Source organism: Actinacidiphila sp. DG2A-62 (genome assembly GCF_035825295.1).
Taxonomy (GTDB): Bacteria; Actinomycetota; Actinomycetes; order Streptomycetales; family Streptomycetaceae; genus Actinacidiphila.
Genome location: NZ_JAYMGI010000002.1, coordinates 7795033 through 7809500 on the forward strand (window position 1 = coordinate 7795033; position 14468 = coordinate 7809500).

The window sequence follows — 14468 nt, forward strand, 5'->3', positions numbered from 1 at the left end:
GTGGGGCGGGTGCGGGCGCAATCGGGCGCGTTCGCGGGGTCCGCCCGTTCCGAGGCAGCGGAGGCGGCTGTGTCCGCGGGCAGTGCGTCGGACGCGGGCGCGGGCGGGAGCGCCGCCTCTGCCGGGGGCGTCGGGGACGCCGGGGGCGGGAGTGGTGCTGTCGTCGGTCAGATGCGGGGTCCGTCGGACGTTTCGGTCGATGCCGCACGTGTCGGCGGCGCCGCTCCCGATGCGAGCGGGCAGGGGAGCGCCGTGCACGCCGGGGATGCCGGGGGTGCCGGCGCGGGGGGTGTCGCGCGCTCGGGTGCGTCTGACGGGTTCGCCGGCGGCGGCGGCGCGGCGGATGGGGGTACCGGGGGTGCGGGGGGCGCCGGTCGGGCCATCGGGGAGCAGATGGACGCGCTGGTCGCGCGGCTGGACCTCGCGGCGAAGGTGCGGTTGTTGTCGGGAGCGGCGACGTTCCGGTTGCCGGCGGAACCGGCGATCGGGCTCCGGGCGGTGGTGTTCTCGGACGGGCCGGCCGGGGTGCGCGGCGAGCGCTGGGACGAGCGGGACACCTCGCTCGCGCTGCCGTCGCCGACCGCGCTGGCCGCCAGTTGGGACGAGCGACTCGTCGCGGAACTGGGCGCGTTGCTCGCCGCCGAGGCCCGCCGCAAGGGCGTCGACGTACTGCTCGCGCCCACGCTCAACCTGCACCGCAGCCCCCGCGCCGGGCGCCACTTCGAGTGCTTCTCCGAGGACCCGCTGCTCACCGCCCGCACCGGCGCCGCGTACATCCGCGGCGTGCAGTCCGGCGGCGTCGCGGCCACCGCCAAGCACTACGTGGCCAACGACTCCGAGACCGAGCGCCTCACCCTCGACGCACGCCTCGACCAGCGGACGCTGCACGAGGTGTACCTTGCTCCGTTCGAGGCCGCCGTGCGCGCCGGGGTGTGGACGGTGATGTCGGCCTACAACCGGGTCAACGGCGTCACGATGTCCGAGAGCCCGCTGCTGGAGGAGCCGTTGAAGGGCACGTGGGGCTTCGACGGCGCGGTGGTCTCCGACTGGGGCGCGGTCCGCTCCACCGAGGCCGCCGCGCTGGCCGGGCAGGACCTCGCGATGCCCGGCCCCCACCCGCTGTGGCAGGAGCCGCTGATCGAGGCGGTACGCGCCGGCCGGGTGCCGGAGGCCGCGGTGGACGACAAGGTGCGGCGGCTCCTGCTCCTGGCCGCGCGCGTCGGCGCCCTGGACGTCCCCGGCCGGCCGGCCCGACGACACCCGCCGGGATAGCGCTCTCCTCCGGGGCCACCGAGCCCGCGCCCTCCGCCGAGTCCGCGCCGAGCGTCCACCCCGCGCCGCCCGCGTCTCCGCGACTGCCGGTCGACGCCGCGCGGCCCGCGCCGCCCGCCCCCACGGCCCAGAGCGATCCCCGCCGCCTGCTGCGGCGCGCCGTGGCAGCCGGCTGCGTCCTGCTGCGCAACGAAGGCGGCGTCCTGCCGCTGCGCCCGGCGGCCACGCCGGAGGCGAGGCCGTGGCGGCTCGCGGTGCTCGGCCCCAACGCCGCCGCCGCGCGCGTCCAGGGCGGCGGCAGCGCCGCGGTGTTCCCCGCCGAGGTCGTCTCACCGCTCGACGGCATCCGGGAAGCGCTCTCCGGCAGCGGCGCCGAGGTCGTGCACGCCGACGGCGTGCTGCTCACCAACCGGCCCACGCCCGTGCACGCCGGCAACGCCCGCAACCCGCGCGACCGGCGCCCCGGCGTCCTGGTCCGCTACCTGGCCGCCGACGGCTCCGAGGTGCACGCCGAACACCGGCTCTCCGGCCGGGTGCTGGAACCCGGCGACGCCCCGCACGCCGCCGCTGCCGCCGCGGCCGTCGAGGTCAGCGCGCTGGTCACCGCCGACACCGCGGGGGAGTGGCGGTTCTCGGTGGTCGGCCTCGACACCGTGACGCTGCGCGCGGACGGCGAGACGATCGTGCACGACTTCGTCGAGCCGGAGTCGGCGGACCCGACGTACGTGCACGTCGCGCCCTCCTTCCGCACCGCCGCGCGCAAGGTCGCGGCGGGCGACGAGGTGCTGCTGGTCGCGGTGCGCCGCTGGGAGGACGGCCACGGACACGCCGTCGCGCTCGCCGCCGACCCGCCGCGCCCGGACGAGGACGAGCTGCTCGCCCGCGCGGTGGCGGCGGCGCGCGGCGCGGACGCGGCGGTCGTGGTGGTCGGCACCACCGACGAGATCGAGAGCGAGGGCTTCGACCGCCCGGCGCTCGCGCTGCCCGGCCGCCAGGACGAACTGGTCGCCGCGGTCGCCGCCGCCAACCCGCGGACCGTCGTCGTGGTCAACTCCGGCGGGCCGGTGGAACTGCCCTGGCGGGAGAGCGCTCCCGCGGTGCTGGTGAGCTGGTTCCCCGGCCAGGAGGCCGGACACGGCCTGGCCGACGTGCTGTTCGGGCACGCCGAACCCGGCGGCCGGCTCCCCACCACCTGGCCGGGTAGCGCGACGGGCGCGCCGCTGCCGTCCACCGTTCCCGTCGACGGCGTCCTCGACTACGCCGAGGGCCCCTACCTCGGCCACCGGGCCTGGCGGCGGGCGGGGTCCGAGCCCGCCTACTGGTTCGGCCACGGACTCGGCTACACCACCTGGGCCTACGAGGACCTCGACGTAGCGCCGGACCCGGCAGGCGGCGGCGCCCTGGTCCGGGTACGGGTGCGCAACACCGGCGCCCGACCGGGCCGCGAGGTCGTCCAGGTGTACCTGACCACCGGCCCGGACGGGTACGACGACGGCGGCCCGCGACTGGCCGGGTTCGCCGCCGTCACCGCCGGCCCCGGCGGCAGCGCGGTCGCCGAGGTGACCGTCGCCGCCCGCGCGTTCGAGCGCTGGTCCCCGGCGGAGCGCGGGTGGACCGGCCGACCGGGGCCGTACACCCTGCACGCCGGCCCCTCGGCAGCACGGCAACCGCTCTCGCGGCCGTTCATCCGATGAACGCGGCGGCCGGGTCCGCCCGGCCGCCCACCCGTCCCGGCCGGGCCGACGTGCGGACGTGCGGACGTCCTCCAGCCCCGGCCGGCCCGGGCGCCTCCCGTGTCCTGACCCACGGGAGGCGCCCCCGCTTCCGCTCCTCCGCCTCCTTCGCGCGACTCGACGGCCACCGCTCCGCGCGCGTTCCACGGGCGCCCCCTGATCCGCCGCCCACGGTGGAGCGCTCTCCGGTCAGAGCGGCGGAAAGCCTCCGGGAGGCCTACGCCGCACCCGGATCGGGGTCTGCGACCGGCCGCGCTTAGAGTCGGGGGTGATCCGCTGACACCTCCGATGAATCACCTGTGAGGACCTGGCCCATGCCCATGCAACCCTGGTTCGCCGACGCCAAGCTCGGGATCTTCCTGCACTACGGGATCTACGCGGTGGACGGCGTCGCCGAGTCCTGGGCGTTCTACGGCGGCGAGATGACCCGCGAGCAGTACATGCGGCAGCTGCGCGGATTCACCGCCGCGGCGTACGATCCGCGGGCCTGGGCGGACCTGTTCGTACGCGCGGGCGCGCGGTACGCGGTGCTGACCGCCCGCCACCACGACGGGGTCGCGCTGTGGGACACCGGCGCGCCGCACGGCCTGTCGGTCGCCCGCGACACCCCGGCCGGCCGCGACCTGGTCGCCGGGTACGCCGACGCCCTGCGCGAGCGCGGGCTGCGGGTCGGCCTGTACTACTCGCACTCCGACTGGTCGCACCCCGACTACCCGACCGTCCGCCACCCCGACCCCGACCCCCTCCAGGTCCCCGTCAACGACAACCGCCTCAGCAGCCCCGAACCCGGCGCCGAGGACCCGGCGGCCTGGCGCCGCTACCTCGCCTACCGCAACGCCCAGGTGCGCGAGCTGACCACCCGGTACCGCCCCGACCTGCTCTGGTTCGACGGCGAGTGGGAGCGCTCTCCCGAGCAGTGGGGCATCGACGAACTCGCCGACGAGATCCTGGCCGTCAACCCGCGGACCGTGCTCAACGCCCGCATGCTGCACCGCGGCGACTACGCCACCCCCGAGCAGGGCGTCCCGCTCACCCCGCCGGACGGACCGTGGGAGCTGTGCCTGACCGTCAACGACTCCTGGGGCTACCAGGGCCACGACGACCGCCACAAGTCCGTCGGCCAGCTGGTCCGCTACTTCACCGAGACCATCGGCGCCGGCGGCAACCTGCTGCTCGACGTCGGCCCGCGCGAGGACGGCGGCATCACCCCCGAGCAGACCGAGCGGCTGGAGGGCCTCGGCGGCTGGATCTCCCGGCACGCCGCGGCGGTGCACGGCACCGTCGCGGGACTGCCCGCCGGCCACCACTACGGCCCCAGCACGCTCTCCGGCGACCGCCGCACCCTCTACCTGACCTGCTTCGACGCACCCCGCGAGACCGTCTCGGTGCGGGGCCTGCGCAACCGGGTGCGCCGGGTCAGCGTGGTCGGCACCGGCGCCGAGCTCGGCCACCGGGTCACCGGCGGCCTGCACGACGTCCCCGGCGTGCTGTGGATCGACGCCCCCGCGGCCGCCGACACCGACCCGCACGCCACGGTCCTGGCCGTCGAACTCGACGGCGAGCTCGACCTCTACCGCGGCGCCGGCCGCGGCTGACCGCCGTCCGCGCCCGGCACCGGCACCGGCACGCGGCCCACGCCCGGCACCGGCACGCGGCCCACGCCCGGCACCGGCACGCGCGCGGCCCACTCCCGGCACCCGCACGCACGCCGCCCGCGGACGACGCCCGGCGCACCCGCCGCACGGCACCCGCGCCCGCCGCCCACCGGACGGCGCCGGCGCCAGGCATCGGAGGTCTGCGCGGTCGACCCGCCTCGCCGGCGCCCAGAGAGCGCTCCCCGAGCACTCGGCCGCCGCCCGTCTTCTGGCACCATGTGGTCGTGCCGCGTGACGTCCCGGGCGCGCCGTGCCCGGGAACGGCGTCGTGGGGCCCGCGTCGGCCGGGCTCCTCCGGCCGCAGGCCGCAGCCCGACGCCGCGGCGGCCCGGCCCGGCGGCGGGCCCGACATCGTGAGGGGGACCCCGGTGACGCCCGACATGGGCCGGACCACGACCCGGGACCTGCGCCGCCGCAACCGCGCCGCCGTGCTCACCCGGCTCTACCTGCACGGCCCGGCCAGCCGGTTCGACCTGCAGCGCGCCACCGGCCTCAGCTCCGCCACCGTCAGCAACGTCGTCTCCGACCTCGTCGCCGACGGTCTGGTCGCCGAGGCCGGGCTGCTGGACTCCGACGGCGGCCGCCCGCGCACCCTGCTGCGGGTGCGGCCCGAACACGCCCGGGTGGCCGGCGTCGACATCGGCGAGACGCACGTCCAAGTGGGCCTGTTCGACTGGACGCTGGAGACGGTGGCCACCGCCACGTACCCGATCGCGGCAGGCCCCCCGGACCCCGCCGTGCTGGCCGGCCTGGTCACCGCCGGCGTCGAGGAGGTCACCGCGAAGGCGGGCGCCGACCCCGGCGGGCTGCTCGGCGTCGGCGTCGGGGTGCCGGGCGCGGTGCTCCCCGACGGCGTGGTGCACGCGCCCACGTTCGGTTGGTCCGGCGTGCCGTTCGGCGCGCTGCTGCGCCCGCGCCTCGCCGCGCCCCTGCGGCTCGACAACTGCGCGCGCACCCTCGGGCAGGCCGAGATGTGGCGCGGCGCCGCGCGCGGGGCCCGGCGCGCCGTGGTCGCGCTGCTCGCGGTCGGCGTCGGCGCGGCGGTCGCCACCGGCTCGTCCGGCGGGGTGACCAGCGCGGTCAGCGAGTGGGGCCACACCGTGGTCGAGGCCGGCGGCGCGCCCTGCCGCTGCGGTTCGCGCGGCTGCCTGGAGGCGTACATCGGCGCCGAGGCGGTCCTCGCCCACTACCGGCGGCTTCCCGGCGCCCGCAACCTGGGACCGGGCGACCCCGAGCGCCGGATCGCCGCGCTGCTGGCCGACGCCGCCGCGCCGGGGCCCGCCGCCGACACCGTGGCCCGGACCGCGGAGTACCTCGGCATCGGCATCGCCAACCTGGTCAACCTGCTCGGCCCCGACCGGATCGTCCTGTCCGGCTGGCTGGGCGCCGCGCTCGGCCCGGCGGCGCTGCCCGCGGTCCGCGACGCCATGCGCCGCCACGCCCTGGACCACCTGGCCGGCGGGACCGCGGTGGAGCTGGGCCGGCTCGGCCCGGACGCGGTGGCCCTCGGCGCCGCCACCCTCCCCGTGCACGAAGTGCTCACCCACGGCGGCCGGACCGGCCTCTGACGCCCGGTCGGCCCGTGCCCGCCGGGCGCCGGTCCCGGCGCCCGGCCGGTGTTCCCACCAGGCCGGGGCCCAGGAGCGGGCTTCGCCGCTCGCGCCTCCCGGGGGGCCCGGACCGGGTCCCCGACCATCTGCCGCCCCGGGCCGTCGCGTTCACTTCTTGAACCGCGCACAGGGGATTGACGCGGGTGCGCGGTGAGGAGTTAATTTCTCGTGCCGCGAGTGGGAGCGCTCCCATACACACCCCGCGTCCGGGCGCCCCACCCGCGGCACTTCCACGCCTCCCGTTCCGCCCGCCCTGCCCGCCGGCATCCGCCGCCGGCGGCCAGCCGTTCCGAGGAGCCGACCCGTATGACCGCACGCGCCCGCACCAGCGCCCGGCCGTCGCGTCCCCACGCACGCGCCGGCCGGAGCGCCGCCGCCAGAACCCGTAGAGCGCTCTCCGCCGCTGCGGCGGCCGCGGCCCTGACCGCGGTGGCCGCGGCGGTGCCCGCCCAGGCCGCCGCGCCCGCGCACCACCGCGCGCCCGGGCACTCCGCCGCGGCGCCGACCGCGCTCTACACCCCGCCGGCCAACCCGGACTCCCGGACGCAGGTCCTGGACCTGCTGCGGCACCGGCAGTTCAAGGACGCCGCGGGGGTGCTCGCCCTGACGCTGACCCCGCAGGCGGTGTGGTTCGACGGCGGCACCAGCCCGGCCGACACCCGGGCGGCGGTCGACAAGACGGTGACGGCCGCGGCGCGGGCCCACCGGCTCCCCGTGCTCTCGCTGTACAACATCCCGGGCCGCGACTGCGCGCAGTACTCGGCCGGCGGCGCGGCGGACACCGCCGAGTACGAGGCGTGGATCGACGCGGTGCGGGCCGGCATCGGCAACCGCCCGGCCGACGTCGTGCTGGAGCCCGACTCGCTCGCCCTGCTCCCCGCCGACTGCGGCATGGACGACGCGCAGGGGAGCCGGACCGCCGCGCGCTACGACGAGATCCACTACGCGGTGGACGCGCTGGAGCCACTGGCCGGCACCAAGGTCTACCTCGACGCCGGCCACAGCTCCTGGCACAGCGTCAACGACATCGTGCCCCGGCTGGTCAGCGGCGGCGTCGACGACGCCACCGGCTTCTTCCTGAACATCTCCAACTACCGCTCGGACGCCGAACTCGCCTGGTACGGCAAGCTCGTCTCGTCCTGCCTCAGCTACGTCGGCGCCGGCGGCGACGCGGCCGCGTGCCCCAACCAGTACTGGCCCACCGCCGACGCGCAGGCCTGGCTGGACGCCAACGTGCACGCCGCGCCCTCGGCGATGAAGCACTTCGTCACCGACACCAGCCGCAACGGGCAGGGGCCGTGGGTCCCGCCGGCCGGCGTCTACTCCGACGCCCAGGACTGGTGCAACCCGCCCGGCCGCGGCGCCGGCGCCCGGCCGAGCCTCAACACCGGCGACCCGCTCCAGGACGCCCGGCTGTGGGTGAAGATCCCCGGCGAGTCCGACGGCCAGTGCACCCGCGGCACCGCGGGGCCCGAGGACCCCGAGCGCGGCTACACCGACCCGCCGGCCGGCCACTGGTTCCCCCAGCAGGCCCTGGAGCTGGCCCGCAACGCCTCGCCGCGCCTGCTGCCCTGACGGCGAGCGCTCTCCCGGCGGCCCCGGGGCGGCGACGGCCGTCCCCGGGCCCGCCCGCCGACCAGCGCTCTCCGACCGCGTCCCCGAGCCGCGGTCGGAGAGCGCTTCCTCGATCACGGCCCGGCCGTCCGGCACAGTAGGGGCATGCTGCCCGAGGCCCCCTCACCGCATGACCCCCATGTGCGTCACATGCGCCGGATGTTCCTCGCCGTGGTCACCGGGAGCTTCCTCTTCCTGATCCCGTGGATCGCCTACCTGTCCGCGAGCCTGCCCGACCACCGCGAGGTGGACCAGTGGAAGCTCGCCTGGGTGGGCTTCGACGCCGTGCTGATCGTGGCCCTCGGGATCACCGCGCTGTGCGCCTGGCGGCGGCTGCAGATGTTCATCCCCTGGGCCGTGGTGACGGCCACGCTGCTGGGCTGCGACGCGTGGTTCGACGTCGTCCTCGACTGGCACAGCGACGACCAGACCGGGTCGCTGCTCACCGCGGTCTGCGCCGAACTCCCGCTCGCCGCGCTGCTGCTGTACGCCGCCCGGCGGATGATCCGACTCACCCTGATGATCGCCTGGCACCACGCCGGCCGCACCGACCCGGTCCCGCCGCTGTCCCGGCTGACCCTGGTCGTGCTCGCCGGCGAACTGTCCACCGGACGAGAGAAAGCCGGGGGAGCCGGACCGCCCGGCGCCCGCGACCGAGGAAACCGAGGAAACCGAGGAAACCGAGGAAACGGAGCAGCCCCGTGACCAGCGTCCCCCCGACCGGCCCGACCGGCCCGACCGGCCCGACCGCCCCGACCGGCCCGGCTCGCCCGAGCGGCCCGAGCGAGGGCGGACCTGACGAGGCGCCACCGCCCGCCCACGACGTGCTCGTGGTGGGCGGCGCCGGCGTCGACACCATCGTCAGGGTCGACGACCTGGCGATACCCGGCGGCGACTCCGTCGTGGTACCGCCGATCCTCGACTACCCCGCGCACACCGGCAACGGCGTCGCCCTCGGCTTCCACGCGCTGGGCCTGGCCACGAAGTTCGTCGACTTCCTCGGCGACGACCCGCAGGGCCGGCTGGTCCTGGACCGCTACGCCGCGGCCGGTCTCGACTTCAGCCCGCTGCCCGCGCCGCACGGCACCCCGCGCAGCGTCAACCTGGTGGACCGCTCCGGCCGCCGCTTCTCCTTCTTCGACGGCCGCCACCCGGCGGACCTGCGCCTGCCGCGCGACTTCTACCTGCCGCACCTGCGCCGGGCCCGGCACGTGCACGTCTCCCGGGCCGGCCACGCGCGGGACGTCCTGGCCGACGCCGCGGCCCTGGGCCGGCCGACCTCCACCGACCTGCACGCGTGGGACGGCGAGGACCCCGGCGCGCACCCCTGGGCGTACGGCGCGGACCTGGTGTTCCTCAGCGCCGCCGCGGTCGGGGAGCGCATTCCCGACGTGATCCGCGGCATCCTCGACCGCGGCAGGGCGGAGCTGGTGGTGGCGACCGACGGCGCCGCGGGCTGCCTGGTGCTGGAACGCGGCGCCCGCGAGCCGGTACGGTTCCCCGCCGTGGTCCCGGAACGGCCGGTGGTCGACAGCAACGGCGCCGGCGACGCCTTCCTCACCGCCTTCCTGCACACGCGCTTCGCCGGCGGCGACCTGGCCGCGTGCGTGCTGGCCGGCTCGGTCTCCGGCGCGTACGCGTGCGGCGCGCCCGGCACGCACGAGGAGCTCATCGGGGCGGACGCGCTCGCCGCCGCGGTCTCCCGGGCCCGGTACGCGACGCCCGTCGCCGGCGGCTGAGCGCCCGGTCCGTCCGCGGCCCGCAGGCGCGGGCCCTGGACGACCGGCGGCTCGTACCCGCGGGCGGCGCCGCGGTCAGCCGGCCTCGATACGGCGCACCGCGGTGTCCAGGGCCGCGTCCTGGGAGGTGTAGACCTCGCACACCGGGTCACCGCTGGGCGTGCGGGTGTGGTCGATCTCCCACAGGCTGACCTCGCTGCCGTCCAGCAGCAGGAAGGCGTGCTCGTACAGCGACCACGAGACCGGCCGGCCGGCGACGACCGTGCTGCGCCGGGTCACGATGGTGATGCCGTGCGCGATCGCGGTCCGCAGGCGGTCGCGCATCTCGTCGCCGGTGGCGCCGGCGTTGGCCGCCCGGCGTAACAGCCGCCAGGCGTGGTCCGCCGAGTCGCTCTCGGTGTAGGCGCGGCGGAAGCCCGCCCGGCCGCCGGCGCCGCGCGGCCCCGGCGCGTCCGAGGGCCACGAGCCGGGCGGCCACTCGCCGCCGGGACCCTCCGGCGCCTCCACCCCCCGGCCCAGCGCGCCGAGGCCCGGCGGCAGTTCGGGCGGCCCCGCGGCGAAGCCGAAGGCCGTGTCGACGTCCCACTCGGCGACCGCCAGGTCCTCGCGGTCGGTGAACAGCGCGTACACCGTGCCGCCGCCCGGTCCCGTGTCGTGCTCCAGCTCCCACAGCAGCCGCACCCCGCCGTCCGGCAGCAGGAAGCTGTGGCGGTACGTCCTGCGGTTCATCGGCCGCGGCGGGCCCTTGGCGTGGCGGCAGGACTGGAGACCGCAGTGGTGCATCAGCGCCGAGCGCACCTCCGCCGCCAACAGCGCGGCCCGCTCGCCGTTCTCCGCCCGCGCCAGCAGCGCGGCGAACCGTTCACCGGGTCCGCCGCCGCCCGCCGCCGCGTCCCCTCCCCGTGCAGGCTCTGCGTCCATACGGCCCTCCCGGCTCCGACGTCGCCCTCCTGCTGGTGGCTCAGGGTAGTAGGGCCGTCGCCGGATGCGCCCTGGAAGGACGAGAATTCCGGGCGCGCGGCGGCTGCGCGTGCGCCCCTCTTGCTCCGGGCCTCCCGCGCCGGGGCGCGCGGCGCGGAACCTATGCGCCCGGCGCGTCCCCGACGCGCGCGCACCACGTCAGCGCGCCCAGCAGATGGCGGCGGAAGTCCGCGTCGGCGTACGCGGCGGGCAGGTGGCCCAGCGCGGTGTAGAACGTACGCCCGAGGCCGGACCGCCCGCACCACACCAGCGGGTGCGGAGCGCCCATCGCCCCGCCGTCGTACGTGGCCTCGTCCACGGTGGCCAGCACCCGTACGTCCGCGGCCGAGGGGCCGGGACGGAAGTCGTACCACTCGTCGGTCCACGACCAGAGGGCCGGCAGGTGGGCGGTCGCCGGGTGCGCGCGGTCCACGACGGAGATCCGCGCGGGCTGGATCTCCGGGTGACGGGCGAAGCGCGCGCCCACCAACTCCCCGTAGTAGGGCCAGCCGTACTCCGCGCAGGCCGCGGCGTGCACGCCGAGGAACCCGCCGCCGCCGGTGACGTGGGCGCGCAGCGCGCCGCGGGCGCCGGGATCGAGGACGTCGCCGGTGGGGGAGAGGAAGACCACGGCCGCGCAGCCGTCGAGGACGTCCGGGCGCAGGTCCGCCGGGTCCTCGGTGTGCAGTACGGACAGCCCCCGGGAGGCGGCCAGTTCGGCGAGGGCGGCGGCGCCGGCCGGGATCGAGTCGTGCCGGTAGTCCGCGGTCGCGGTGAAGACCACGACGTCCGGGGACGTCACCGCACGCCGTCGGTCGGGCCGTCGGGAAGGCCGTCGGGCGCCTCCGACGCCGACGCCGCGCCGTCCGCGGCGTGCCGCTCGCCGGCGTCGTGCCCGCCGCGCACGGCCGCCCCGTCCGGGCCGTCCGGCCCCGGCACGGGCGCGCCGCAGCGCGCGCACACCGCGGCGCGCGGGTCCTCGCGCATCGCGCCGCACTCGTCGCACACCCGGTCCAGCCAGCACACCGGGTCGCCGCCCTCGGTGAACTCGTGGGCGGGCAGCGGCTGTTCGGCGCCGCCATGGCCGCCCGCGCCGCCGCCGCCCCGCGCGCCCGCTCCGCCGTCGGCTCCGGCGCCGGTTCCCGCTCCGGTTGCCGGCCTCCCGCCTGTGCCGTCCGCGGCTCCCGCGGCCGTACCGGCTGTTCCGCCCGTTGCCGGCCCGCCCGCGTTCCGGCCGTCCGTGGTCATGACGCCTCCGCCTCCTCCTCCGGGCTGGTCGCCCGGCCCGCGGCCACCGTGCTCCGGCGCCGGTCCCGCCCGGCGCCCTCCCGCGTCCGGCCCGGTTCACCGCCGGGCACGCCGCCTGGCTCACGGCCGGTTACGCGGCCCGGTTCACGGCCGGGCACGCCGCCTGGTTCACCGCCGGTTACGCGGCCCGGTTCACCGCCGGGCCCGCCGCCCGGTTCACCGCCGGTTACCCGGCCCGGGACGTCGTCCGGCACACCGTCCCGTGTTCCGTTCCCTACCCCGTCGACGCCCCCGTCGCGCACGGCGTCGCGCAGCAGCGGGCGGGACGCCTCCCGCTCGCGCGCGTCCCACCGGCTCATCGCGCGCCGCAGCGAACGGGACTCGGCGAATCCCAGGCGCGCCGCGCGCTGCGCGGGACCCGCGCAGGTGTGCAGTAGCCCGGCCGACTGCTCGCGCCGTACCGCGTCCAACTCCGCGCGCCAGGTGGTGCCGAACTCGCCCAGGCGGCGCTGCAGGGTGCGCGGGCTGACCGCGAGCATCCGGGCCGCCTCCGCCAACGACGGCCGCCCGTCCGCCAGTTGGGCCCTGATCGCGGCGTGCAGCCCCGGCACCGCGGACTCCGGCGCCTGTCGGGGCGGCGGCAGCGCGTCCGCGGCCCGCCGGATGATGACCGCGAGCGCGGGGTCCGCGGTGACCAACGGCCGGGTCAGATCGGCGCGGTGGAGGGTGATCGTGTCCGCGCCGGTCTCGAAGTCGACGCGGGCCTCGCCGAACGCCTCGGCGTACCCCGCGTGCGCGTCGCGGCGTCGCGGCGCCCGGTGCGCGAAGCCGACGCGGATCGGTGCGAACGCGGTCCCGGTGGCGTGCCGCAGCTGCGCGACGACCACGGCGAGCGCGAACTCGGCGACCACGCCCCGCAGTTCGGCGTCGCCGTGGCGGACCGCGTAGCCGAAGGTGATCTCGTCGTCCGACTCGTGCGAGCTGAACACGGAGTTGCTGCTGACCAGGTGGACGTGGGCGGCGGCGCGGGCGAGCCCCTCGCCGACCGTGGGCGCGGTGCTCAGCAGGTAGTCGAACAGGTCGAGGGTGCCCGGCTCGTACTCCGCCGCGGCCAGCAGGCCCGCGTCCGCGCGTCCGGCACGGGAGACCACCGAGCCCCACAGCCGGTAGGTGTTCGCCGAGGGGGTCCGTACCGTCTCCGGGTCGCGCAGGACGCCCGGGATGCCCGCCGCCCGCACCATGCGCTCCGCGTCCGCGCAGCTGCTCGCGGCGGCTGTGGCGATGAAGCGGGGGACGACCACGCTCTCCGTCATCGCCGGCACCGGTCCGGCGGCGCCCGCGGCGCCCGCGGCGCCCTCCGCCGCCCCCGCCGAGGCGACCGCGTCCCCCGTGCCTGTCGCGTCTCCCGCCCCCGCCGCGCCGGAACCGGGAATTACGCGGACGGGGGCCGGGCCCGGGGCTCGGGTCGGCCGGAGCCGGTCGGCTCGGTCGGCGGGCGGCATCCCGGGCACCTCCGGAGGCTGCTGGACTACGGCTGACTGGCTGGCTGACCGGCTGACCGGCCGGCCGACTCGCGGCGGCCGGCTGCCGCCTGCTCCGGCCGACTGCGGCCGGAGCAGGCCCGATCGCGAGCGGACCGCGATCGGACGCGGCACGCGGACCGCGGCCTCACGGGCCGCCGCGAGGGACGTCATCGCAGCTTACGCGGGATCTGGCGCGTTGTGGCAGGTGGCTGGCACGTTCTGTCCTCCCATGACCGCGGTGTCCGGTACATGATCAGGTGTGCGGCCGGTGTGCCGCGGGCGCCCGCACGGGGGAGTGGCGGGACAGCGGGGGAGAGCCGGTGCGGGCCGCGGCAGCCGTCCGTACCGGCTCCGCCTCGGCGGCGCCCGTCGCCGGCCCGGCCGGCGGTCCCCGGGTCAGCGGTCCAGCCAGTGGGCGCGGCCCAGGCTGATGATCCGCATGCGCAGCCGCGCGGCCCGCACGATGCGCTCGTGCGCCGCCGGGTCCCCGGGGTCCGCGTCGAGGAACGCCGCGGCGGTCATGACCATGTGGTCGACGTAGAGCTGCGCGAGTATCAGCAGCTCGTCGGGCTGCCAGCCGGCCGAGGCGGGCTGGGCCGCCAGACCGGCCGCCACCTCGTCGGCGAACCGGTCCAGCTCGGCCGCGATGGCCTCGCGCACCGGCCGTACCCCGCCGTAGCGCTCGCGGGCGATGAAGCGGATGTGCGGCCGGTGCTCCACGGCGTACGCGGCGGTGATCGCCACGGTGCGGTCGATGATGTCCGCGGAGTCGCCGGACCCCGCCAGCACGTCGCGGACCATCGAGTGCAGGCTGCCCAGCGACTCGGCGACCAGGGCGACCCCGAGGTCGGCCATGCCGGGGAAGTGCCGGTAGAACGCCGCGGGGGAGACGCCCACCTCGCGGGTCAGCTCGCGCAGCCCCAGGCTGCTGAGGTTCTGGTGCTCCAGCAGCCGCAGGCCGGCGTCCAGCAGGGACTGGCGGGTCTGCTGCTTCTGCGCCTGGCGGACGCCGGGAGTGTGACTCATGTCATTCAGTAAACAACCGTTCTCCGACTCTCGCCAGTCCGTGCCCGGCGTAGACTGGAGAAGTCAGTGAACAACTGTGAGCTGAAAA

10 protein-coding genes and 1 pseudogene are annotated in these 14468 nt (G+C 77.4%); 6 read left to right on the plus strand and 5 right to left on the minus strand.

Features of this window, described 5'->3' with window-relative positions:
- Window positions 1–393: 393 nt before the first annotated feature.
- The 6 genes and pseudogenes from VSR01_RS34390 (at window position 394) to VSR01_RS34415 (ending at window position 9623) form a co-directional block, all read left to right on the plus strand.
- A pseudogene (locus VSR01_RS34390) lies at window positions 394–2966 on the plus strand (glycoside hydrolase family 3 C-terminal domain-containing protein).
- A 353-nt stretch (window positions 2967–3319) separates the two neighbouring features.
- The gene (locus tag VSR01_RS34395; protein WP_326452893.1) at window positions 3320–4600 is read left to right on the plus strand and encodes an alpha-L-fucosidase; all 1281 of its coding nucleotides are present in this window, start codon (window positions 3320–3322) and stop codon (window positions 4598–4600) included.
- Between the two features lie 428 nt (window positions 4601–5028).
- Window positions 5029–6228: an ROK family transcriptional regulator gene (locus VSR01_RS34400; protein ID WP_326452894.1), complete on the plus strand. Its 1200-nt coding sequence runs from the start codon at window positions 5029–5031 to the stop codon at window positions 6226–6228.
- A gap of 348 nt (window positions 6229–6576) precedes the next feature.
- A complete protein-coding gene (locus tag VSR01_RS34405; protein ID WP_326452895.1) occupies window positions 6577–7845 on the plus strand; it encodes a glycoside hydrolase family 6 protein in 1269 nt (422 codons plus the stop codon).
- Window positions 7846–7989: 144 nt separating this feature from the next.
- A complete protein-coding gene (locus VSR01_RS34410; RefSeq protein ID WP_326452896.1) occupies window positions 7990–8589 on the plus strand; it encodes a hypothetical protein in 600 nt (199 codons plus the stop codon).
- Between the two features lie 119 nt (window positions 8590–8708).
- Window positions 8709–9623, plus strand: a complete 915-nt coding sequence (locus tag VSR01_RS34415; RefSeq protein WP_442785738.1) for a carbohydrate kinase family protein — start codon at window positions 8709–8711, stop codon at window positions 9621–9623.
- A gap of 75 nt (window positions 9624–9698) precedes the next feature.
- Here VSR01_RS34415 and VSR01_RS34420 read toward each other — a convergent pair whose 3' ends face one another.
- The 5 genes from VSR01_RS34420 to VSR01_RS34440 form a co-directional block, all read right to left on the minus strand.
- A complete protein-coding gene (locus VSR01_RS34420) occupies window positions 9699–10544 on the minus strand; it encodes a DUF6227 family protein (RefSeq protein ID WP_326452898.1) in 846 nt (281 codons plus the stop codon).
- A gap of 160 nt (window positions 10545–10704) precedes the next feature.
- Window positions 10705–11385, minus strand: a complete 681-nt coding sequence (locus VSR01_RS34425; RefSeq protein ID WP_326452899.1) for a ThuA domain-containing protein — start codon at window positions 11383–11385, stop codon at window positions 10705–10707.
- Window positions 11382–11831, minus strand: coding sequence for a hypothetical protein (locus tag VSR01_RS34430; RefSeq protein ID WP_326452900.1), 450 nt, complete (start codon window positions 11829–11831; stop codon window positions 11382–11384). Before VSR01_RS34430 ends, VSR01_RS34425 begins: the two co-directional genes overlap by 4 nt.
- On the minus strand, window positions 11828–13144 hold the full coding sequence (locus VSR01_RS34435) for an AraC family transcriptional regulator (protein ID WP_326452901.1): 1317 nt from the start codon (window positions 13142–13144) through the stop codon (window positions 11828–11830). The genes VSR01_RS34430 and VSR01_RS34435 overlap by 4 nt, the downstream gene beginning before the upstream one ends.
- 606 nt (window positions 13145–13750) lie before the next feature.
- The gene (locus tag VSR01_RS34440; protein WP_326452902.1) at window positions 13751–14380 is read right to left on the minus strand and encodes a TetR family transcriptional regulator; all 630 of its coding nucleotides are present in this window, start codon (window positions 14378–14380) and stop codon (window positions 13751–13753) included.
- Window positions 14381–14468 lie beyond the last annotated feature (88 nt).